Below are 20,280 nucleotides of genomic sequence, written 5' to 3'. Positions count from 1 at the left end.
CGGCTGCGGTGTGTCACCGGGTCACCGTCACCGGATCCCGGTCACCAGGTCATGACGACAGCACGCGCGCGTGGAGCGCGGTCACCGCCTTGCGTGCGGAGGTGAACGCGCCGTGCTGCCAGGCGTCGGTGTAGCTGAGCCAGTCGCCGGCGAAGTGGACCCGCCCGGTGGGTTCGTTGAGCGGCTTGTAGCGGACGTCGTCGGGACCGCCCGGGGTGTCGTGCCAGGCGGCCTCCAGATGGGGTGTCTGACGCCAGTGGTGCGAGAAGGAGGAGGCCAGTTCGGTGCGGTACTTCTCGCCGTAGATCTTCACGCCCGCGGCCACCGCCCGCTCCTCGCGCCCCTTGGGCGTGAGCTTGGCGTACGTGTCCGCGTCGTCGTCGTAGTTGTAGTAGCCGACGACGATGCCGCGCTCACCGTGGAAGCCGTACGACGGATGCCAGATGTGGGAGACGTCCTGGTCGGTCTCGGTGATGCCGCCGTAGATGTGGTGGTCCAGCTCCCACCAGCGGGACTTGTACTCCAGACCGATCTTGGCCGCCGACGAGGGCGTGATCGCCTCCAGTGCGCTCTGCACTCCGGAGCCCAGGTTGTGCGGGACTTTGGCGAGGATGTTGGGCGGCAGGGCGGCGACGCAGTAGTCGGCGTCGACGACCTTCGTCCGGCCGCCCTGGGTGTAGGTGACGGAGACACCGCTGCCGGTGTCGGTGATTTTCGAGACCGCTGCCCCTGTACGTACCCGGTGGGCACCGATCGCACGCGTGAGCGCCCTGGGTATCTGGTCCATGCCGCCGACCGGCTGGAACATCAACATCGCCTGGTCGAAGCCGAACTCGAAGGAGAAGTAGCGCCCGACGCCGGTGGCGAGGACCTCGGAGGCGGTGGGGACGTCCCCGAGCAGCACACCGGGCGTCCCGGCGGCGGCCGGCACGGTCGTGTATCCGCGGCGCTCGCCGCCCTCGTACGTCAGCTTGTCGCCGAGCTCGCCCCAGTCGGTCAGGAACTCGACGAGCCGCTCCTGGTCGCCGGCCGTCAACTCCTTGTCGAGAGCACCCTTGTTGGTGGCCTTGGCGAGCAACTCGGAGACGTAACCGTAGACATCGGCCTTCGCGGTCCGGTACCGCATGGGCTCGGTCATCCCGGCCGACTCGTTGTAGATGTACGCGTCGGCGTTGACGTTGGTGAACACCTCGATGGGCACGCCGAGTTCACGGCAGTAGTCGAGGGTGACCATCCACTGCGGGATCCGGGCGGGCCCCGCGTTCATGTAGTGCCCGTCGGCGAAGCGGGCGGTCTGCTTGTTGCCGTAGAGGTCGGTCGTGGTGTCCCCGCCGCGCACGGTGAAGTTACGGCCGCCGGTGCGGTCCCTGGCCTCCAGGACCGTACAGTCGTAGCCCGCCTTGCCGAGTTCGTACGCGGTGGCCAGCCCGGCGATGCCACCGCCGACGATGACGACCTTGGCGGCGGCGCGTCCGGTCAGTGTGAAGTCGCTTGTACTGAGGGCCCTGAAGCCCTGCTCGCGCTGGGCGGCCTGGGCGGTGGGGGCGAGCCCGAGGGCCCCCATGGTCGCGAACATCGCGCCGGCCCCGCCGGTGAGCCCCACGTCGCGCAGAAACGCGCGCCGACTCCGAGTGTGTGCCATGTGTTCGGCTCCCCTCTCCGATCATGAATGACCGGGGAAGCCTCGCAACGGCCGGTTACGGCTCACGGGTTGCTCGTGTGTCTCACGGGTTTCTGCAACACCCTCAGGGGCGCGGGGCTGCATCGATATGCGGCTCCGCCGCGGGGCGCGACCAGCCACGAACCACCCGCACCCGAAAAGCGGCCCAAAAGGCTGAGGGGCCGCACCTCGAAAGGTACGGCCCCTCAGTCAGGAGCTACTGCTCAGTGAGCGTTCAGCTCTGGCCCCCGGCCAGCTTCTCGCGAAGCGCAGCAAGCGCCTCGTCGGAAGCAAGCGCACCGGAGGTGTCCGCACCCTCGGAGGAGTACGAACCGCCGCCGCCACCACCGGACGCGGCCGGAGCCGCACCCGCAGCGTCGCCACCCTCGGCGGCAGCCGCAGCGTCCGCCTCGCGGGACTTGATGACCTGAGCCTGGTGCTGCTCGAAGCGCGTCTGCGCCTCGGCGTACTGGTTCTCCCAGACCTCACGCTGGGACTCGAAGCCCTCGAGCCAGTCGTTGGTCTCGGGGTCGAAGCCCTCGGGGTAGATGTAGTTGCCCTGGTCGTCGTACGACGCGGCCATGCCGTACAGCGTCGGGTCGAACTCGACCGAGGCCGGGTCGGCACCGAAGGACTCGTTGGCCTGCTTCAGCGAAAGGCTGATGCGACGGCGCTCGAGGTCGATGTCGATGACCTTGACGAAGATCTCGTCGTTGACCTGGACGACCTGCTCCGGGATCTCCACGTGGCGCTCGGCCAGCTCGGAGATGTGGACCAGACCCTCGATGCCCTCGTCCACGCGGACGAACGCACCGAACGGAACCAGCTTCGTGACCTTGCCGGGCACGACCTGGCCGATCTGGTGGGTCCGGGCGAACTGCTGCCACGGGTCTTCCTGCGTCGCCTTCAGCGACAGGGAGACACGCTCACGGTCCATGTCGACGTCGAGGACCTCGACGGTGACTTCCTGGCCGACCTCGACAACCTCGGAGGGGTGGTCGATGTGCTTCCAGGAAAGCTCGGAGACGTGGACGAGACCGTCGACGCCACCGAGGTCCACGAACGCACCGAAGTTGACGATCGAAGAGACGACGCCGGAGCGGACCTGGCCCTTCTGCAGGGTCGTGAGGAAGGTCTGGCGGACCTCGCTCTGGGTCTGCTCCAGCCAGGCACGGCGGGACAGGACCACGTTGTTGCGGTTCTTGTCCAGCTCGATGATCTTGGCCTCGAGCTCCTTGCCCACGTAGGGCTGGAGGTCGCGGACACGGCGCATCTCGACGAGGGAAGCCGGCAGGAAGCCACGGAGGCCGATGTCGAGGATGAGACCACCCTTGACGACCTCGATGACGGTACCGGTGACGATGCCGTCCTCTTCCTTGATCTTCTCGATGGTGCCCCAGGCGCGCTCGTACTGGGCGCGCTTCTTCGAGAGGATCAGGCGGCCTTCCTTGTCCTCCTTCTGGAGAACAAGGGCTTCGATCTCGTCACCGACGGCGACGACCTCGTTCGGGTCGACGTCGTGCTTGATCGAGAGCTCGCGGCTCGGGATGACACCTTCGGTCTTGTAACCGATGTCGAGCAGGACCTCGTCCCGGTCGACCTTCACGATGACGCCGTCGACGATGTCGCCGTCGTTGAAGTACTTGATCGTCTCGTCGATCGCGGCGAGGAAAGCTTCCTCGTTACCGATGTCGTTGACCGCAACCTGCGGGGTGGTGGCGGTGGTCTCGGTGCTGCTCGTCATGTGGGAAAGGGCTCCGGTACGGACGGTGAGTCGTAGGTACTGCTTACGCCGGGAGCCCGTTTCGCTCTGCAGAAGGCCGGACAGCCAAGGAAGCGCCCAACCCGGTTACCCGGGGGCGCCTCGACAACCGAGGGGACATACATACAGATGCGAGCGCAACCTGCTACGTCTGAGGTAGGCAGGCTCGCAGCGCAACTTGTAGCATACGGGGGCAGCCGGGCAGGGTCAATGCGCGAAGGCGCACACCCGGGGCGGATCGCCGCAATCCCGGCACAAGAACTGTCTCTGGAGGCCACGCAGGCCCGAGACACCTCTTCCGTGACACCCGAGGGTGAACGGATTGGAGGGAAGAGTACGACGAGGGAGCCGATCATCCAAGAGCCCAATTCCTCCGAGGCTGCGTTCGAGACGTTCGAGCCGGAGGCCACCCGACGCCAGGCGGACGTGGCGGAGAGTTCCCGGGCCAACCGGGGCTGGTGGGACCGGAACGCGGACGAGTACCAGGTCGAGCACGGCACGTTCCTCGGCGACGACCGTTTCGTGTGGGGTCCCGAGGGCCTCGACGAGGTGGAGGCCGAGCTGCTCGGCCCGCCGGAGGACCTGAAGGGCAAGGACGTCCTCGAGATCGGTGCCGGCGCGGCCCAGTGCTCGCGCTGGCTGGCCGCCCAGGGGGCGTGTCCGGTCGCGCTGGACATCTCGCACCGCCAGCTGCAGCACGCGATGCGCATCGGCGGTTCGCTGCACCTGGTGTGCGCCGACGCGGGCGCGCTGCCCTTCGCGGACGGCTCCTTCGACCTGGCGTGCTCGGCGTACGGCGCGCTGCCGTTCGTCGCCGACCCGGTGCTGGTGCTGCGGGAGGTGCGCCGGGTGCTGCGGCCCGGGGGCCGCTTCGTGTTCTCCGTGACGCATCCGATCCGCTGGGCGTTCCCGGACGAGCCGGGTCCGGAGGGGCTGTCGGTGTCGGGGTCGTACTTCGACCGCACGCCGTACGTCGAGCAGGACGACGAGGGCCGCGCGGTGTACGTCGAGCACCACAGGACGATCGGCGACCGGGTGCGTGACATGGTGGCCGGCGGCTTCCGCCTCGTGGACCTCGTCGAGCCGGAGTGGCCGGCCTGGAACACGTCGGAGTGGGGCGGCTGGTCGCCGTTGCGCGGGAACCTGATCCCGGGCTCGGCGATCTTCGTGTGCGTACGAGACTGAGCATGTGATCCGCTACGACGCTCTCGACGCCCTGCCCGTACGTGGCGCCCTCTCCGGCCTCGACGACGCCCTGGAGGGACACGGCACGGCCGTCCTCGTCGCACCGCCCGGCACCGGCAAGACCACGTTGGTGCCGCTGGCGCTGGCGGGCCTGCTGGACGGTGACGTGCCCGCACGGCGGGTGGTCGTCGCCGAGCCGCGGCGGATCGCGGCGCGGGCGGCGGCCCGGCGGATGGCGTGGCTGCTGGGCGAGAAGGTCGGCGAGAGCGTCGGCTACACCGTGCGCGGGGAGCGCGTGGTCGGGCGGCACGCGCGCGTGGAGGTCGTCACGACCGGTGTGCTGTTGCAACGTCTCCAGCGGGACCAGGAGCTGGCGGGCGTGGACGTGGTGGTGCTCGACGAGTGCCATGAGCGGCATCTGGACGCGGACACGGTGGCCGCGTTCCTGTGGGACGTACGACAGACCCTGCGGCCGGAGCTGCGGCTGGTGGCCGCGTCCGCGACCACCGACTCGGAGGGGTGGGCCCGGTTGCTGGGCGGGGCGCCGGTGGTCGAGGCACACGGGACCGCGTACGGGGTCGGGGTGGTCTGGGCTCCCCCGGCCCGTCCCGTGCGGCCGCCGCACGGCATGCGGGTGGACCCGGCGCTGCTGGCGCACGTGGCGTCGGTGGTGCGGCGGGCGCTGGCCGAGCGGGAGGGGGACGTGCTGTGCTTCCTGCCGGGCGTGGGCGAGATCGCGCGGGTCGCCGGTCAGCTGGGGGATCTGGGTGACGTCGACGTCCTTCAGGTGCACGGGCGGGCACCGGCGGCCGTGCAGGACGCGGTGCTGGCTCCTGCGCAGCGGCGCCGGGTGGTGCTGGCGACCTCCGTGGCGGAGTCCTCGCTGACGGTGCCGGGGGTGCGGGTGGTCGTCGATTCGGGGCTGGCGCGGGAGCCACGGGTGGACCACGCGCGCGGGCTGAGCGCGCTCGCGACGGTACGGGCCTCGCAGGCGGCCGGGCGGCAGCGGGCGGGGCGGGCCGGGCGTGAGGCGCCCGGGGCCGTGTACCGGTGCTGGGCCGAGGCCGAGGACGCGCGTCTGCCGCGTTTTCCGTCGCCGGAGATCAAAGTGGCCGACCTTACGGCGTTCGCCTTGCAGGCGGCGTGCTGGGGAGATCCTGACGCGTCCGGACTGGCGTTGCTGGATCCGCCGCCGGGCGGGGCGATGGCGGCGGCGCGGGATGTCTTGACGGCGATCGGCGCGGTGGACTCCGTCGGGCGGGCCACGTCGCGCGGGACGCGCCTGGCTCGGCTGGGGCTGCACCCTCGACTGGGGCGGGCCCTGCTGGATTCGGCTGCCTCGGTGGGTGCCGAGCGGGCCGCCGAAGTCGTCGCGCTACTCAGTGAAGAGGCGCCGCGGGAGTACGGGGACGACCTCGCGGCCGCGTTGCGGGCCGCGCGGCGTGGGGGCGACGCCTACGCGGCACGGTGGCGTGCGGAGGTTCGGCGACTGCGGGCCGGCCGCGACTCCCTCCCGACGGAACCGAACGTCGCGGGCCGGTCGGCGAACCTCGGGGAGGACGGCGTCGTCGGGCTCGTCGCCGCCCTCGCCTTCCCCGAACGCGTCGCCAGAGCCGACGGCGGTTCCTACCTCATGGCCTCCGGTACCCGCGCCGAGGTCCGGGACGGGACCGGGCTGCGCGGTGCGCCCTGGATCGCGGTCGCCGTCGCGGACCGCCCCGTCGGCAAGGGGCACGCACGCGTGCAGCTCGCCGCCGTCATCGACGAGGAGGTCGCCCGGCTCGCCGCGGGCACGTTCCTGGACGAGCGGGACGAGGTCCACTGGGCCGCCGGTGACGTCGTCGCCCGGCGCGTCGAGCGGCTGGGGGCCGTCGAGCTGGCGGTGCGGGCGCTCAAGAACGCCGACCGCGTTCTCGTACGAGAGGCGCTTCTTGAAGGGCTGCGGCAGGAAGGAGGGCTACGGCTGCTGCGGTGGACGCCCGACGCCGACGTACTGCGGCAGCGGCTCGCTTTTCTGCACCTGCACCTCGGGGAGCCCTGGCCCGATGTCTCCGACGAAGCGCTCCACGCGCGCGTGGACGAGTGGCTGGAGCCGGAGCTGAGCAGGGCGAGGCGGCGGGCCGATCTCGCGCGGATCGATGCCGGGCAGGCCCTCGCCCGGCTGCTGCCCTGGGCCTCCGGGGAGGCCGGGCGGCTCGACGGGCTCGCGCCCGAGCGGATGGCCGTACCGAGTGGGTCCAGAATCCGGATCGACTACGGCAATCCCGAACAGCCCGTTCTCGCCGTGAAGTTGCAGGAGATGTTCGGGCTCCAGGAGTCGCCCCGCGTCTGCGGCGTGCCGCTTCTCGTCCATCTCCTCTCCCCCGCCGGGCGGCCCGCCGCGGTCACCGCCGACCTCGCCTCCTTCTGGAAGGACGGCTACAAGGGCGTGCGTGCGGAGCTTCGCGGCCGCTATCCGAAGCATCCGTGGCCCGAGGATCCGGCGGCCGCCGAGCCGACGCGGTACACCAACGCCCGGCTCAGGCGGTGACCGGTTCGGGTTCACCCACCTTCGTCGGCGCCGGGCCGTCCGGGCGCCGGCTGCGCGCCTCCAGGTACAGGGACAGGGACAGGAGCAGCCCGCCCAGGATCAGGAAGCCCCAGGGCAGATACGAGGTCATGAGGAGGACGAGGGTGCGGTTGGACTTGACCAGGTCGACCGTGTGCTCGATGTAGTCCTCGCGCATCTTCACGTGGCCGGCGAACGCGGTGACCTTCTCGCGGCCGCCGAGCAGGGTGCCGCCGCGCAGTTCCTCCTTGTGGATCTCCTCGCCGTAGACGGGGGCGCCGGTGAGCGGTTCGACCCAGAACTTGCGGACCGTCGTGTACCAGCGGGTGGTGCCGGTCTTGGCGACCGACTCGGGGGTGATGCCCTTGACCGGCATGGTGTTGGGGAACGGCACTTTGGTCCACGGGATGGTCTGCTCGAAGTAGTAGACCTCGACGCCCCGGAAGTCCTGCGTGCCCTTGTAGTGGATGGGGGCGGTGATGCGCGCCTGCGCGTCGAAGTACTCGTAGTCCCGTTTCTCCGTCAGGAACGGCCACTTGAACTCGATGCCCTGCCGTTTCACGGGGTCGCCGTCGACCATCTCGCCGGTGGCGTGGACGGGTTCCTGGCTGTGGGCGTCGAAGATGTAGCGCTCGGGGATCTTGGAGACCATCTTGCCGTCGGGGCCCTGGACGTAGGAGAGGCCGTCCCAGACGACGACGTCCCGGCCCGCCGTCTTCTCGATCTTCTCGGAGGCCTCCACGTTGCCCTTGAGGGTCTGCACGATGGTGACCTCGGGGACCGTCCTGGCCTTCATCGTGCCGTAGTCGAGGAGGGTCGCGTTCTTCGCCTCCAGGACCATGTCCTGGTACTGGTTCGCCGGGATCTTCGCGAGGCGCGGGAAGGCGTAATAGCGCAGCAACGGGGACAACGCCGCGAAGAACACGGCGAGGGCAAGCAGGATCAGGCTGGCCTTGCGGCGCATCTCGGCCTCCCCAGAGCGGTCCACAGAGCGGTCTACGGGTGTGCGGGCACCGTCGTCAGCAGCGGTTTCGGGGACGTCTTGCCCGTCGGCGACCCCATCGCGGTGATCGTGAGGACCAGGGCGAGCGCGACGGCGAAGCCGATCGCTGCGGCGATCAGGGCGCGCATACCTGCCTCCCGACGGACTGGAACTGATAGGTCGTCAGGTCCGGCACCGTAGCAACGTGCGGGTGAGATGAGAACACGTTGCACACACGACGGCGGCGCCCCCTCGGCGAGGGGGCGCCGCCGTCGTACTGCGATGGACTGCTGCTACGCGGTGGGGCTGGCCGACGGGCTCGCGGTCGACGTCTCGGCCTCCGTCACGGTCAGCGGGACGTTCAGCGCCGCGCCGCCCGCGGTGGTGATGCGGAGCATGTACGTGTCGGCGGTGGCGTCCGCGTACAGCTTCGGGAGCTTCAGTACGCCGTTCTCGTCCGTCTCCAGACCGGTCAGGGTGCGTACGACCTTGCCGTCCGCGTCCTTGAAGTAGGGGCCCTTGTCGTTCTCGGTCGGGTCGAGCGCCGACTTGATCAGCGTGGCGGTGACCGCCACCTTGTCCGCGACCTCGCCGTCGTTCGTCGCCTTCACCTCGACCTGGTCGGCGAACTCGCCGCCCACGGTGCAGGTCAGCTCGGTGTCGCTGGTGCGGACGAGGGTGTCGGCGACGCGCTCGGTGACGGTGGCCGTGTAGTCCAGGCCGCTGAGGGTGCGGCCGATGAGCGTGGCCCGGACGGTGAAGTCGCCCGTGGTCTCGCCGGCCTGGAGCGCGGGCGCGGTGCCCACCCCGGAGCTGTTGGTGAGGGCGGTGGCGACCTTCTCGCCGCCCACGAAGGTGGCGTCGGTGTCGCCGACGATCGTGAAACGGATCCGCACCTTGGCGACACCCTTGCCGTCCTCGTCCTCGGCTTTGGTGCTGACCTTCTTCGTGAACGCGTCGCCCGCCATGGCGGTGAGCTTCGCGGTACCCGAGTCCTCGAGATGGTCCACCGTCTCGGTGGGCGTCGGGGTCTCGGTGGCCGGCGGGGTCGACGACGGGGGCGGGGTCGACGACGGAGGCGGAGTCGGGCTCGGGGTGTTGGTGCCGGGCGACTCCGTGACCGGAGGCGTGGGAGTCGGGCTCGCTCCGGAGTCGCTGTCGCTGCGGTTGCCGGGCAGGGAGCCGGTGCCGTCCGGGATCTCGTGGGTGCCCTTGCGGTAGTACTCCAGCCACGACAGGACCGTGTTCAGGTAGTCCTGCGAGTTGTTGTAGCTGAGGATCGCGCTGCTGAGGTCGCCGTCGGTCGACAGGTCCCAGCCGTAGCGGCACAGGTAGTGGCCCGCCGCGAGCGCGGCGTCGTAGACGTTGTTGGGGTCCTTCTTGCCGTCGTCGTTGCCGTCGCGGCCTGCCCACGCCCAGGTGGAGGGGATGAACTGCATGGGGCCCACGGCGCGGTCGTAGCTGCTGTCGCCGTCGTAGGCGCCGTTGTCGGTGTCGCTGATGTTCGCGAAGCCGTTGCCGTTGAGCTGGGGGCCGAGGATCGGGGTGATCGTGGTGCCGTCGGCGTTGACGTTGCCGCCGCGGGCCTGGCCCGACTCGACCTTGCCTATGGCGGCGAGGAGTTCCCAGGGCAGGTTGCAGCCGGGCTTGGACTCCTGGAGCGCCGTCGCGGCCTTCTTGTAGGCGTCGAGGACGGTCGCGGGTATGCCCGACTCGGTGCTGCCCGTCGCGGCGGGCGTGCCGACGGTCGGCGAGGGGTTCGGGCTGTTGAGCGGCGGCAGGTCCGTGTAGTACGGCGAGTTGCCGGTCGCGCCGCCGTCGTCGGCGGTCGCGTCGGGTGAGGGCTGGGCGCCGGTGGCGGTCGATCTGCCGCTGTCGTCGGCGGTCACCCCCGGGGCCTGGGAGGCGGACAGTGCTGCGACCGCGGCCGCGGCCACGGCGGTGGTTGCCGCCCCTTTGCGCAGCCTCCTACCGAATTGCGCCGCCATAAAGTGAACCCCTCCCGTGGACGCCCGAGCGCCCGTCTCTGTCTGCCACGCTCATCGAGTTGTGACGATCGACCCGCCGTGGGGGTTGCCCCTTTGGCGCGCTTCAATCCTCTGTTCGCGCGTTCGACCGAGCTCCCCAGCACGGCGACCCAAGCGACCCTATGACAACTTGCTTTCCTCGGGCACCCGTTGGTGACCGTTATTCACCGCTTGGCCATGTTCGATCGGTGCGCGCTCGCGTCGCTCATACTGGACGGCACTGATCACCCGGGCCGGCGCCCGGACAACGTCCGTCGTGAGGAGCCCCGTTGCCGTTCACGTTGAGCCATGCGGCCGCCGTACTGCCCGCCGTACGCGCCGATGGATCCGGCCGGGGCCGACTGGTTCCGGCCGTGCTCGTGGCCGGAAGTTTCGCTCCCGACATGACCTACTACGCGGCGAGTGTCCTGTCCGGGGCGATGGAGTTCGGTGACGTCACGCACTCCTTCCCGGGCGTCTTCACGATCGACGTGCTCATCGCCTGGGCGCTCGTGGGGCTGTGGCTGCTGGTGCGCGAACCGCTGGTGGCGCTGCTGCCGCGGGGGCGGCAGGACGCGGTGGCTTCTCTGCTGCGCTGCGGGGCGCCACGCGCGCGCGTGCAGCCCGCTCTGGTGGTGTGGTGGTACGTCTCCGCCGTGCTCGGCGCCCTGACCCATGTCGTGTGGGACGCGTTCACGCATCTCGACCGGTGGGGCATGCGGCTGTTTCCCGTCCTGGGACGGGAGGTGGCCGGCTCCCCTCTGTACTGGTACCTGCAGTACGGCGGTTCGGCGGTGGCCGCGGCCGTCATCGCCGTGTTCGTGGTGCATGCGCTACGGCGGGTTCCGGCGGCCTCGCCGGTGGGGGTTCCCGCGCTGTCCGTACGCGACCGGTGCTGGGCCGGTGCCGTGATCGGCGGCTGTGCGCTGGTGGGCGCGGTGCAGCGGGCGTCGCGGTGGTGGGACTACTGGGGTTCCACGGCCAAGCCCTGGGAGCTGATTCCGACACTGTGCTTCGGGGCGGGCGCGGGACTGGTGCTCGGGCTGCTGCTGTACGCGGTGGGGATCAGGGTGTGGCGTCCGGCTCGGGGGCAGCAGGTGCGGGTGCCTGGCGGCTCGGAAGGGGCCGATCTGGAGCGGAGCGGTCCGGGCGTCCACTGACGGGGTCGGGGGCTATGAACACCGTCATGGTGGGCATCGGGCGTGACCTCGGCAGCAGGGTGAGGGCCAGGGCCAGGTAGCTGAGGGCCAGTTCGGCCCAGAGCCGCGGGGCGGAGGGCTCTCGAGGCTCTACGGCGTCCCGGTCTCGGTCGGCGAGCCGGTGCCGGAGGCTTGCGGTCGCGTGGCGCAGGGCTGTCGCGAGGTGAGCGGCGCCTGGCGCACGGTGGAGGACTGCCACGAGGCCGACGGTGCCTGTCGCGGCGGTCGCGCGGCGCAACAGCGTCGCAAGGTCGGTCGGAACGCGGACGGTGCTTGCGGCGGCCGCGTGGGCCGGGACCGGTCGGCGTGGTGCGGACCGGGCCGTGTCGGCGTGCGCCTGTGCCCGCGTCCGGGCGTGGGCCGTCCGGCGGTGGAGCATGCGTATACCCATGCCCGCATCCTTACGGTCGCCGGTGGCGGGGTGCGCGTGCGCGGGGGCCACGCGAGTGACGGTTCCTCCGGGGGTGGGCGGATGGGCGGTCACGAGGTGCGCTTGCCGGCAGGCCGGTGCTGGGGCGCGCCGCTGGGGGTGCCGCGTGAGGTAGTGGGGCGTCTGCGGGTGGGTGGGGGCTGGTCGCGCAGTTCCCCGCGCCCCTAAAGAGCGCCCCTAATGAAGGGCGTTGCCGCGGCCGCCGATGGTGAGGACCCGGCGCGGGTGTGGGCGCCAGCCGCCGATGGTGAGCAACCCGGCACGGGCGTGAGCGTCAGCCGCCAACGGCGAGCAACCCGGCACAGGCCTGGGCGTCGTCAGCCGCGTACGGCGGCAAGGGGACGTGCCGGGGGGTGTCCGCCCGCAGCGGCGGGCGTCCATCGCCGAGCGCATCCCCAGCCGACAGCACCGCCCGACCGAGGACGGACACCCCCCCCGGCACGGCCCCGACCCACCACACAACCGAACGCGCTACACGCACCCCCACCACACCCGCACAGGCCGCCGCAGGCATACCCCCCCCCACCGTCGGAGGCTAGTGCGCCGCCGATTCCCAGTCCGGCCCCACGCCGACCGAGACGCCCAGCGGGACCGTGAGGTGGACGGCGTCGGCCATCTCGCGGCGGACCAGTTCCTCCACTGCCGCCCGCTCGCCGGGGGCGATCTCCAGGACGATTTCGTCGTGGACCTGGAGGAGCATGCGGGAGTCGAGGTTCGCCGCGCGCAGGGCCTTGTCGACGTTGAGCATGGCGATCTTGACGATGTCCGCGGCGGTGCCCTGGATGGGGGCGTTGAGGGCCATCCGCTCGGCCGCCTCTCGGCGCTGGCGGTTGTCGCTGTTGAGGTCGGGCAGGTAGCGGCGGCGTCCGAAGAGCGTCGCCGTGTAGCCCGTGGCGCGTGCCTCGTCGACCGCCCGGCGCAGATAGTCGCGTACGCCGCCGAAGCGCTCGAAGTAGGTGTCCATCAGGGCACGGGCCTCGCCCGCGTCGATGTTCAGCTGCTGGGACAGGCCGAAGGCCGACAGACCGTATGCCAGGCCGTAGGACATCGCCTTGATCTTGCGGCGCATCTCCGCGTCGACCCCGTCGCGCTCGACGGCGAACACCTGGGAGGCGACCGTGGTGTGCAGGTCCTCGCCGGAGGTGAACGCCTCGATCAGGCCCTCGTCCTCGGACAGGTGGGCCATCACCCGCAGTTCGATCTGGCTGTAGTCCGCGGTCATCAGGGACTCGAAGCCCTCGCCGACCACGAAGCCGCGGCGGATCGCCCGGCCCTCGTCGGTGCGGACCGGGATGTTCTGCAGGTTGGGGTCGGTCGAGGACAGGCGGCCGGTCGCCGCGACCGTCTGGTTGAACGTCGTATGGATACGGCCGTCCGCGGCGACCGTCTTGATCAGGCCCTCGACGGTGACACGCAGCTTCGCCTGCTCACGGTGCCGGAGCATGATCACCGGCAGTTCGTTGTCGGTCTGCGTCGCGAGCCAGGCCAGGGCGTCGGCGTCCGTCGTATAGCCGGTCTTCGTCTTCTTCGTCTTGGGCAGGCCGAGCTCGCCGAAGAGGACTTCCTGGAGCTGCTTGGGCGAGCCCAGGTTGAACTCGTGCCCGGCCGCCGCGTGCGCCTCCTTCACGGCCTGCTGAACGGCGCCCGCGAACATCTGCTCCATGGCCTCCAGGTGGGCCCGGTCGGCCGAGATACCGTGCCGCTCCAGACGAGCCAGCAGCTCGGAGGTGGGCAGCTCCATGTCCGCCAGGAGGTCCGCGGCGCCGACCTCCTGGAGGCGGCCCTCGAAGGCCTCGCCCAGGTCGAGGATCGCGCGGGCCTGCACCATCAGGGCCTCGGCCTCGGCGCCCTCGTCCGTGCCGAAGGCGAGCTGGCCGTCGGCCGCGGCGGCCGGGGCGAGCTCGCGGCCCAGGTACTCCAGGGACAGCGCGTCCAGGTCGAAGGAACGCCGGCCCGGCTTGACCAGGTAGGCGGCGAGCGCGGTGTCCATGCGGACCCCGGCGACGCTCCAGCCGTGCTCGGCGAAGACCCGCATCGCGCCCTTGGCGTTGTGGAAGACCTTGGCCCGGTCGGCGTCGGCCAGCCAGGCCCCCCACGCCGTCTCGTCGGCCTCGTCCAGCTGGGACGGGTCGAACCAGGCGGCCGCTCCCCCGCCGGCAGCGAGCGCGACCTCGGCCACCGAGCCCGCGCCGAGCGCCCAGGCGTCGACCGTGGCGACACCGAGGACCTCCGTGCCGTGCTCGGCCAGCCACGGGGCCAGCTCGCCCGTGCCGAGCACGACGCCGTCGAGCTCCACGCCGCTCGCGGCGGCCGGCGCGGCCTCGGACGCGTCCTCGGCGCCCGGGTCGACGGCCAACAGCCGCTCCCGCAGCGAGGGGTTACGGATCTCCAGGGTGTCCAGGATCATCGCGAGCGCCGTGCGGTCGTACGGCGCTCGCTCCAGCTCGGTGACCTGCTTAGGCAGCTCCACCGTGCGCACCATCTCGGTGAGCCGGCGGTTGAGCTTGACGGCCTCCAGGTGGTCGCGGAGGTTCTGCCCGGCCTTGCCCTTGACCTCGTCGACGCGCTCGACCAGGTCCGCGAAGGAACCGAACTGGTTGATCCACTTCGCGGCCGTCTTCTCACCGACCCCGGGGATGCCCGGCAGGTTGTCGGACGGGTCTCCGCGCAGGGCCGCGAAGTCGGGGTACTGCGCGGGCGTCAATCCGTACTTCTCGACGACCTTCTCCGGAGTGAACCGGGTCAGCTCCGAGACGCCCTTCGTCGGATACAGCACCGTGGTGTTCTCGGTGACCAGCTGGAAGGAGTCGCGGTCGCCGGTGACGATCAGCACCTCGAAGCCCTCGGCCTCGGCCTGGGTGGCGAGCGTCGCGATGACGTCGTCCGCCTCGAAACCGTCGACCGCGAACCGCGAGACGTGCATCGCGTCGAGCACCTCGCCGATCAGCTCGACCTGACCCTTGAACTCGTCCGGGGTCTTGGAGCGGTTGGCCTTGTACTCCGTGAACTCCTCGGAGCGCCACGTCTTGCGGGACACGTCGAAGGCCACCGCGAAGTGCGTGGGCGCCTCGTCGCGCAGGGTGTTGGCCAGCATCGACGCGAAGCCGTAGATCGCGTTCGTCGGCTGCCCCGTCGCGGTCGTGAAGTTCTCCGCGGGCAACGCGAAGAACGCGCGGTAGGCCAGCGAGTGCCCATCCATGAGCATCAGGCGGGGGCGGGTGCCGCCGGCGGTCTTGTCGGTCGTCTTCGATGCTGTTTCTGCCACGACCCCGATCCTGCCACGCCGCACTGACACTCAGGCCCGCCCGCCACCAACGACGTCCTCCGCGGGACGGACACCGCAAGCAATGCTCCCGTCCTCCGCTCGCCCGGCCGCGATCGTTGTCACTGCCACGTGCGAGGATCGGAGATGTACTTCATAGGTACGTGAAGGAGAGTGCGCGATGGCCAGCAAGCCGCCCAAGGCAGATCCGGTTCAGGACGCGCCCCAGGTCACCGAGCCGAAGCACGCGGCCGCGGGCATCCCGGCGATCGGGCACACCCTGCGCATCGCCCAGCAGCAGATGGGCGTGAAGCGCACCGCGCTGACCCTGCTGCGGGTCAACCAGAAGGACGGCTTCGACTGCCCGGGCTGCGCCTGGCCGGAGCCGGAGCACCGGCACGCGGCGGAGTTCTGTGAGAACGGCGCGAAGGCGGTCGCCGAGGAGGCCACCCTGCGCCGGGTCACCCCGGAGTTCTTCGCCGCGCACTCCGTCGCCGACCTCGCGACCCGCAGCGGCTACTGGCTGGGCCAGCAGGGCCGGCTCACCCACCCCATGCACCTCCCCGAAGGGGGAGATCACTACGAGCCGGTGACCTGGGAGCGCGCCTTCGACATCATCGCCGAGGAGATCGCCGCCCTCGGCTCCCCCGACGAGGCCCTCTTCTACACCTCCGGCCGCACCAGCAACGAGGCAGCCTTCGCCTACCAGCTCTTCGCGCGCGAACTCGGCACCAACAACCTGCCGGACTGCTCCAACATGTGCCACGAGTCCTCCGGCTCGGCCCTCTCCGAGACGATCGGCGTCGGCAAGGGCAGCGTCCTGCTGGAGGACCTCTACCAGGCCGACCTGATCGTCGTCGCCGGCCAGAACCCCGGCACCAACCACCCGCGCATGCTCTCCGCCCTGGAGAAGGCGAAGGCCAACGGCGCGAAGATCATCAGCGTCAACCCGCTGCCCGAGGCGGGCCTGGAGCGCTTCAAGAACCCGCAGACCCCCCAGGGCATGCTCAAGGGCGCCGCGCTCAACGACCTGTTCCTGCAGATCCGCATCGGCGGCGACCAGGCCCTCTTCCGCCTCCTCAACAAGCTGATCCTGGAGACCGAGGGGGCCGTCGACCAAGCCTTCGTCGACGAACACACCCACGGCTACGAGGAGTTCGCCACTCAAGCCCGTGCCGCCGACTGGGACGAGACCCTCGCGGCCACCGGCCTCACCCGCGCGGAGATCGACGAAGCCCTGCGCATGGTCCTCGCCTCCCAGCGCACCATCGTGTGCTGGGCGATGGGCCTCACCCAGCACAAGCACTCCGTGCCGACCATCCGCGAGGTCGTCAACTTCCTTCTCCTGCGCGGCAACATCGGCCGCCCGGGCGCCGGCGTGTGCCCGGTGCGCGGCCACTCCAACGTGCAGGGCGACCGCACCATGGGCATCTTCGAGCGCCCCGCCCCCGCCTTCCTGGACGCCCTGGAGAAGGAGTTCGGCTTCGCGCCCCCGCGCGAGCACGGCTACGACGTCGTCCAGGCCATCCGCGCCCTGCGCGACGGCGACGCGAAGGTCTTCTTCGCCATGGGCGGCAACTTCGTCTCCGCCTCTCCCGACACCGACGTCACCGAGGCCGCCATGCGCCGCGCCCGGCTGACCGTGCACGTGTCGACCAAGCTCAACCGCTCGCACGCGATCACCGGCGCGCGTGCCCTGATCCTGCCCACCCTCGGCCGCACCGAGCGCGATCTCCAGGGCAGCGGCGAGCAGTTCGTGACCGTCGAGGACTCCATGGGCATGGTGCACGCCTCCCGCGGCCGCCTGGAGCCCGCGAGCACCCACCTGCTGTCCGAACCGGCGATCGTGTGCCGCCTCGCACGCCGCGTGCTGGGCTCCGAATCCCGCACGCCCTGGGAGGAGTTCGAGAAGGACTACGCCACCATCCGCGACCGCATCGCCCGCGTGATCCCCGGCTTCGAGGACTTCAACGCGCGCGTGACTGATTCTGCTGGTCGCCCTGGCGGCTTCACCCTCCCCCACGCCCCACGCGACGAACGCCGCTTCCCCACCGCCACCGGCAAGGCCAACTTCACCGCCGCACCCGTCGAGTACCCCGAGCTGCCCGAGGGCCGGCTGCTGCTGCAGACGCTGCGCTCGCACGACCAGTACAACACCACGATCTACGGCCTCGACGACCGCTACCGGGGCATCAAGAACGGCCGCCGGGTCGTGCTGGTGAACCCCGAGGACGCACAGAAGCTCAACCTCGCCGACGGCTCGTACGTCGACCTGGTCGGCGAGTGGAAGGACGACGTCGAGCGCCGAGCCCCCGGCTTCCGGGTCGTGCACTACCCCACGGCACGCGGCTGCGCGGCCGCCTACTACCCCGAGACCAACGTCCTGGTCCCCCTCGACGCCACCGCCGACACCAGCAACACCCCGGCCAGCAAGTCCGTCGTCGTACGTCTGGAACAATCGGCAGCCGACTGAGCGTTTGCTCAGGCAGGCCGTACCGACTGATCACGACGAACGGAGCCCGGCCCCATGGGCGAACAGCAGCACGTGAAGTTCCCGCAAGAGGTCATCGCCGAGTACGCCGCACTCGGCGTCGACCTGCCCGCCCTGTTCTCCGCGGGACACCTCGGCACCCGGATGGGCGTGGAGATCGTCGAAGCCTCGGCCGAGCGCGTCGTCGGCACCATGCCCGTCGAGGGCAACACCCAGCCGTACGGACTGCTGCACGGCGGCGCCTCCGCCGTACTCGCCGAAACCCTCGGCTCGGTCGGCTCCATGCTGCACGCCGGAAGCTCCAAGATCGCCGTCGGCGTCGACCTGAACTGCACCCACCACCGGGGCGCACGCTCGGGCCTGGTCACCGGAGTCGCCACCCCCCTGCACCGAGGGCGCTCCACGGCGACGTACGAGATCGCGATCAGCGACGAGGAAGGACACCGCGTCTGCACCGCCCGCCTCACCTGCCTCCTGCGCGACGTGAACGCGAGCGACGCGACCACCCTGCGCACCCTCGGCTGAGCACACCGCCTGGGCAGGAGCCGTAGCACTCCCCTACCGTTTCCCCATGAGGCTGCCCTCATGAGTGGTATCGGCCCCGTGGAACCCGTCGACTCCCCCGAGACGGACGAGAGTTACGACGTCATCGGCGTCGACGGGCCACGCCTGACGGACCGTTGGACCACACGCTGGACCGGACTGCCGCCCCGCACCCGCAGAACCGCCCTCGCCATGGGCGCAATCACCGCGGCCACAGCCGCAGCCCTCGTCCCCCACGCCCTCACCGCCGACCGAACCGAGACGCCCGAAAACCCCGCCCCCTGGCCCGCCAATGTCACCGCCTGGCACTACCTCGGCTCCGCCCCACCCGCGAGCCCCCAGGCCACCAGCGGCCGTTTCCGCTTCGCCGTGTCCGTCCACAGCGGCCCACCCGTCACCGTCCGGGTCATCGGCGCCGCATTCAAGGGACTCACCGCCCACGCCACACCCGCCCCCGACTTCACCGTGAGCGCAGGAGCAACACGCCGGATCACGGTGGAGATATCCGTGGCCGACTGCTCGGACCTGCCCCTGAATGCCCACCTCCCTTTTCTCGACGTAACGCTGCGTAACACACGCGCAATACAACCCCACAGTTTCATCTTCGGCGACGCGTACTCCCGCGATCTTTCCGAGCTCCTTCACGGCGCCTGCGGCCGCGCACCCGCACGACCGGCCCCACGACCAACCGGAAGTGCAGGTTCTCAAAATGCGGACTGAGCGGAAATTCCGCCAAAACGGCTGAGAGCCCCCTTCCCCCCAGCCCACCCTCCACCACGTCATAACAAGAAAGTCACAAGCCAGGCCTCAACGATGCCTCTGCCTGCAAACCGGGCTTAGAGTCACGGCCAGTCACCGCTCCATCGGGAGTTCGGTACCAGCGCGGCACCCGCCGCCCCCACAGGGTCAGCAGTGCCTGCGGAAAGGACTGATTGTGCGACGTTCCTTGGTGATACTTACCTCCGTCCTCGCGACTGGAGCTCTGACGCTCACCGCCTGCGGCTCCCGAGACGACAATGGCGGCGATAGCGGCGACGGGGACACCACCACCCTGACGATCGGCGTGGACGCCCCGCTCTCCGGCGAGAACTCCACCACCGGCCTCGGCATCCAGTACGGCGCCCAGATCGCCGTCGACGACGCCAACAAGAACAAGCTCGTCCCCGGCGTCACCTTCAAGCTGAAGGCCTACGACGACAAGGCCCAGCCCGCCACCGGCCAGTCGAACGCCACGTCGATCACCGGCGACAAGACCGCCGTCGGCGCCGTCGGCCCCCTGAACTCCGGTGTCGCCCAGTCGATGCAGCAGGTGTTCGCCTCGGCCAACATGGTCGAGATCTCCCCCTCGAACACCAACCCCGAGCTGACCCAGGGCAAGAACTGGCAGACGGACAAGAAGCGGCCGTACAAGACGTACTTCCGCACCGCCACCACCGACGAACTGCAGGGCAGCTTCGCCGCCGACTACGCGCTCAACGGCCTCAAGAAGAAGAAGGTCTTCGTCGTCGACGACAAGCAGACCTACGGCGCCGGCCTCGCCAAGATCTTCGCCGAGCAGTTCAAGAAGCTCGGCGGCACCGTGGTCGCCACCGACCACGTCAACACCGGCGACAAGGACTTCAGCTCCCTCGTCACCAAGATCAAGAACTCCAAGGCCGACCTGCTCTACTACGGCGGCCAGTACGACGAGTCCTCCCTGATCACCAAGCAGATGAAGGACGGCGGAGTCAAGATCCCGCTCTTCGGCGGCGACGGCATGTACGCCACCACCTACATCGAGGCCGCGGGCACCGAATCCGAGGGCGACCTCGCCACCGCCATCGGCGTCCCCGCCGACACCCTGCCCGCCGCCAAGACCTTCATCGAGACCTACAAGGCCAAGGGCTACAAGGGTGACTACGGCGCCTACGGTGCCTACTCCTACGACGCCACCACCGCCATCATCAAGGCCGTGAAGGCAGCCGTCGAGGCCAACGACAACAAGGTCCCCAGCGACATCAACGCCCTGCGCTCCAGCGTCGTCGACGAGGTCCAGAAGTCCGACTTCGAAGGCATCTCGGGCAAGGTCTCCTTCGACGAGTACGGCGACACCACCAACAAGCAGCTGACGGTTTACCAGGTCACCAACGGTGAGTGGAAGGCTGTGAAGACCGGCACCGCCGACCTCGGCTGAGCCCAGGCCTCCAGCTGTAACAGCACCACCCACGGGCCG

13 protein-coding genes are annotated in these 20,280 nt (G+C 70.1%); 7 read left to right on the top strand and 6 right to left on the bottom strand.

Features of this window, described 5'->3' with window-relative positions:
• Window positions 1-49 precede the first annotated feature (49 nt).
• Window positions 50-1,576, bottom strand: coding sequence for a flavin monoamine oxidase family protein (locus IG08_RS0104650; RefSeq protein ID WP_030596579.1), 1,527 nt, complete (start codon window positions 1,574-1,576; stop codon window positions 50-52).
• Window positions 1,577-1,895: 319 nt separating this feature from the next.
• Window positions 1,896-3,404 (bottom strand): 30S ribosomal protein S1, encoded by a 1,509-nt coding sequence (rpsA, locus tag IG08_RS0104645; protein WP_030596577.1) that lies wholly within the window; start codon window positions 3,402-3,404, stop codon window positions 1,896-1,898.
• Between the two features lie 228 nt (window positions 3,405-3,632).
• Here rpsA and IG08_RS0104640 point away from each other — a divergent pair, with 228 nt between their 5' ends.
• Window positions 3,633-4,607, top strand: a complete 975-nt coding sequence (locus IG08_RS0104640; protein WP_420823277.1) for a class I SAM-dependent methyltransferase — start codon at window positions 3,633-3,635, stop codon at window positions 4,605-4,607.
• A gap of 4 nt (window positions 4,608-4,611) precedes the next feature.
• Window positions 4,612-7,137 (top strand): ATP-dependent helicase HrpB, encoded by a 2,526-nt coding sequence (gene hrpB / locus IG08_RS0104635; protein WP_030596571.1) that lies wholly within the window; start codon window positions 4,612-4,614, stop codon window positions 7,135-7,137.
• Here the strand turns inward: hrpB and pgfA are convergent.
• From pgfA to IG08_RS0104620, 3 genes are all read right to left on the bottom strand, one after another.
• The gene (gene pgfA / locus IG08_RS0104630) at window positions 7,127-8,119 is read right to left on the bottom strand and encodes a cell envelope lipid trafficking protein PgfA (RefSeq protein WP_030596570.1); all 993 of its coding nucleotides are present in this window, start codon (window positions 8,117-8,119) and stop codon (window positions 7,127-7,129) included. The genes hrpB and pgfA overlap by 11 nt on opposite strands.
• A gap of 32 nt (window positions 8,120-8,151) precedes the next feature.
• The gene (locus tag IG08_RS58785) at window positions 8,152-8,286 is read right to left on the bottom strand and encodes an SPW_0924 family protein (protein ID WP_106980872.1); all 135 of its coding nucleotides are present in this window, start codon (window positions 8,284-8,286) and stop codon (window positions 8,152-8,154) included.
• Window positions 8,287-8,430: 144 nt separating this feature from the next.
• Window positions 8,431-10,125: a lytic transglycosylase domain-containing protein gene (locus IG08_RS0104620; RefSeq protein ID WP_030596567.1), complete on the bottom strand. Its 1,695-nt coding sequence runs from the start codon at window positions 10,123-10,125 to the stop codon at window positions 8,431-8,433.
• 308 nt (window positions 10,126-10,433) lie between these two features.
• On the opposite strand from IG08_RS0104620, the gene IG08_RS0104615 reads away from it, so the two are divergent.
• A complete protein-coding gene (locus IG08_RS0104615) occupies window positions 10,434-11,303 on the top strand; it encodes a DUF4184 family protein (RefSeq protein ID WP_030596565.1) in 870 nt (289 codons plus the stop codon).
• A gap of 1,004 nt (window positions 11,304-12,307) precedes the next feature.
• On the opposite strand, the gene polA is transcribed toward IG08_RS0104615, so the two are convergent.
• Complete coding sequence (gene polA, locus IG08_RS0104610) at window positions 12,308-15,037, bottom strand: DNA polymerase I (RefSeq protein ID WP_030596563.1); 2,730 nt, start codon at window positions 15,035-15,037, stop codon at window positions 12,308-12,310.
• 178 nt (window positions 15,038-15,215) lie between these two features.
• On the opposite strand from polA, the gene IG08_RS0104605 reads away from it, so the two are divergent.
• The 4 genes from IG08_RS0104605 (at window position 15,216) to IG08_RS0104590 (ending at window position 20,241) form a co-directional block, all read left to right on the top strand.
• Window positions 15,216-17,507 carry an FdhF/YdeP family oxidoreductase gene (locus tag IG08_RS0104605; RefSeq protein ID WP_030596561.1) on the top strand — a complete coding sequence of 764 codons (2,292 nt, stop codon included), beginning with the start codon at window positions 15,216-15,218 and terminating at the stop codon, window positions 17,505-17,507.
• Between the two features lie 54 nt (window positions 17,508-17,561).
• Window positions 17,562-18,050, top strand: coding sequence for a PaaI family thioesterase (locus tag IG08_RS0104600; RefSeq protein ID WP_030596559.1), 489 nt, complete (start codon window positions 17,562-17,564; stop codon window positions 18,048-18,050).
• A 60-nt stretch (window positions 18,051-18,110) separates the two neighbouring features.
• The gene (locus IG08_RS0104595; RefSeq protein ID WP_030596558.1) at window positions 18,111-18,788 is read left to right on the top strand and encodes a hypothetical protein; all 678 of its coding nucleotides are present in this window, start codon (window positions 18,111-18,113) and stop codon (window positions 18,786-18,788) included.
• 226 nt (window positions 18,789-19,014) lie between these two features.
• Entirely contained in the window at window positions 19,015-20,241 is a 1,227-nt protein-coding gene (locus IG08_RS0104590) for a branched-chain amino acid ABC transporter substrate-binding protein (protein WP_030596556.1), read from the top strand.
• Window positions 20,242-20,280: the final 39 nt, after the last annotated feature.

This window comes from Streptomyces fulvoviolaceus (genome assembly GCF_000718165.1).
Taxonomy (GTDB): Bacteria; Actinomycetota; Actinomycetes; order Streptomycetales; family Streptomycetaceae; genus Streptomyces; species Streptomyces fulvoviolaceus.
Note: the sequence above shows the minus strand (reverse complement) of the source record. Positions and strands in the feature narration are given on the sequence as shown.

Bases quoted from the DNA above. Each gene is read 5' to 3' on its own strand.
- IG08_RS0104650 (WP_030596579.1), bottom strand. From the start codon at position 1,576: ATGTTCGCGACCATGGGGGCCCTCGGGCTCGCCCCCACCGCCCAGGCC.
- rpsA (WP_030596577.1), bottom strand. From the start codon at position 3,404: ATGACGAGCAGCACCGAGACCACCGCCACCACCCCGCAGGTTGCGGTC.
- IG08_RS0104640 (WP_420823277.1), top strand. From the start codon at position 3,633: ATGCGCGAAGGCGCACACCCGGGGCGGATCGCCGCAATCCCGGCACAA.
- pgfA (WP_030596570.1), bottom strand. From the start codon at position 8,119: ATGCGCCGCAAGGCCAGCCTGATCCTGCTTGCCCTCGCCGTGTTCTTC.
- IG08_RS58785 (WP_106980872.1), bottom strand. From the start codon at position 8,286: ATGCGCGCCCTGATCGCCGCAGCGATCGGCTTCGCCGTCGCGCTCGCC.
- IG08_RS0104620 (WP_030596567.1), bottom strand. From the start codon at position 10,125: ATGGCGGCGCAATTCGGTAGGAGGCTGCGCAAAGGGGCGGCAACCACC.
- IG08_RS0104605 (WP_030596561.1), top strand. From the start codon at position 15,216: ATGGCCAGCAAGCCGCCCAAGGCAGATCCGGTTCAGGACGCGCCCCAG.
- IG08_RS0104600 (WP_030596559.1), top strand. From the start codon at position 17,562: ATGGGCGAACAGCAGCACGTGAAGTTCCCGCAAGAGGTCATCGCCGAG.
- IG08_RS0104595 (WP_030596558.1), top strand. From the start codon at position 18,111: ATGAGTGGTATCGGCCCCGTGGAACCCGTCGACTCCCCCGAGACGGAC.